At 60.9% G+C, this 1288-nt stretch carries 1 protein-coding gene; it reads left to right on the forward strand.

Annotation, left to right across the window (positions count from 1 at the left end; translation table 11 throughout):
- Window positions 1-688: S8 family serine peptidase (locus tag KBW98_RS23770; RefSeq protein ID WP_211522632.1), on the forward strand; the 688-nt coding region annotated here is incomplete at its 5' end.
- Between the last annotated feature and the right edge of the window lie 600 nt (window positions 689-1288).

A 1288-nucleotide genomic window follows, 5' to 3' on the forward strand; every position in this document is an offset into this window, starting at 1 on the left:
CTCGTACTCGAACTACGGCACCCTGGTCGACGTGGCGGCGCCAGGCGGCGACGGCAGCTACAGCGTGCTGTCGACCCTGAACTCGGGCACCGGCGCCCCGGCCTCGGACAACTACGTGGGCTACCAGGGCACCTCGATGGCGACCCCGCACGTGGCGGGCGTGGCCGCGCTGATGCTGGCCGTGAACTCGGGCCTGACCCCTGACAGCATCGAGCAGAAGCTGAAGTCGACCGCACGCGCCTTCCCGGCATCGTGCTCGGGCTGCGGCACCGGCATCGTCGATGCCACCGCCGCGGTCAACTCGGCCCTCGTGATCGTCGAGACCAATAACGAGGTCGAGTCGAACAACACCACCGGCACCGCCAATCTCGTGACCGCCAGCGGCATCACCATGAACGGCAACATGGGCAGCAGCACCGACACCGATTACTTCCGTGTCGATCTGCCGGCAGGCAAGACCCTGGCGTCGGTCCTGACGCCGGGTTCCAGCACCGCCGACTATGACCTGTACGTGTACAACAGCGCCGGCACCCTGCTGGGCAAGAGCGAGAACGGCGCAGGTTCGGTCGACAGCTACAACACGACCAACACCGGCACCACCACCTCGACCCGCTACGTGCGCGTCGTGTACTACAGCGGCGGCACCGGCTCGACCAGCGGCAAGTACACCCTGAAGATGACCTGGTAAGCCACTTTCTCCTGCCGGCGACGGCAGGCTGCAAGGCGAAACGCGCGGCCGCAAGCCGCGCGTTTTTTATTGCGGCGGCAGCGGTGCAGATGGCCGCCACAGCGGGTTGAAGGCGCGCTCGGCCTTTTGAAAACCAACAGTGTCATGTGAACACTTGTCCGAGAATTAACGCTTTTGCCAGCACGTGCGTGCAGATTGCGCAAATGTGGCATCGAATATTTTGCCCATTTAACTTTTGTCCGAAGATATTATGTTTTTGAAAAATACGTACGTGCAGGTGTTGTGAATTCAACGAATTCGATTTGAATTTCCGAGCGCTACCTCTTCCTTTCGCGCTACGCTGGCTTCGCCGCATCCAGACGGCACCGGCTTCGGCCGGTTACATCAACGATACAGGCGAGCAATCGCTTGACGGAAAACCAAACATAAGGAAGAACCATGAAGCATTCGCATTCGATTCATCCGGCAATGTTGAAACTCTGTGCAGCAGTCTCGCTGGCAGTCGCCTCGGTCTCGGCCATGGCGGGCGCCGGCAACGGAAAGGTCGTTCCCGGCCTGATGGAAACCGACCGCATCATCGTGAAGTACAAGGACTCGGCT

The sequence above is a fragment of the Massilia sp. ST3 genome, assembly GCF_018119405.1.
Lineage (GTDB): Bacteria > Pseudomonadota > Gammaproteobacteria > Burkholderiales > Burkholderiaceae_D > Telluria.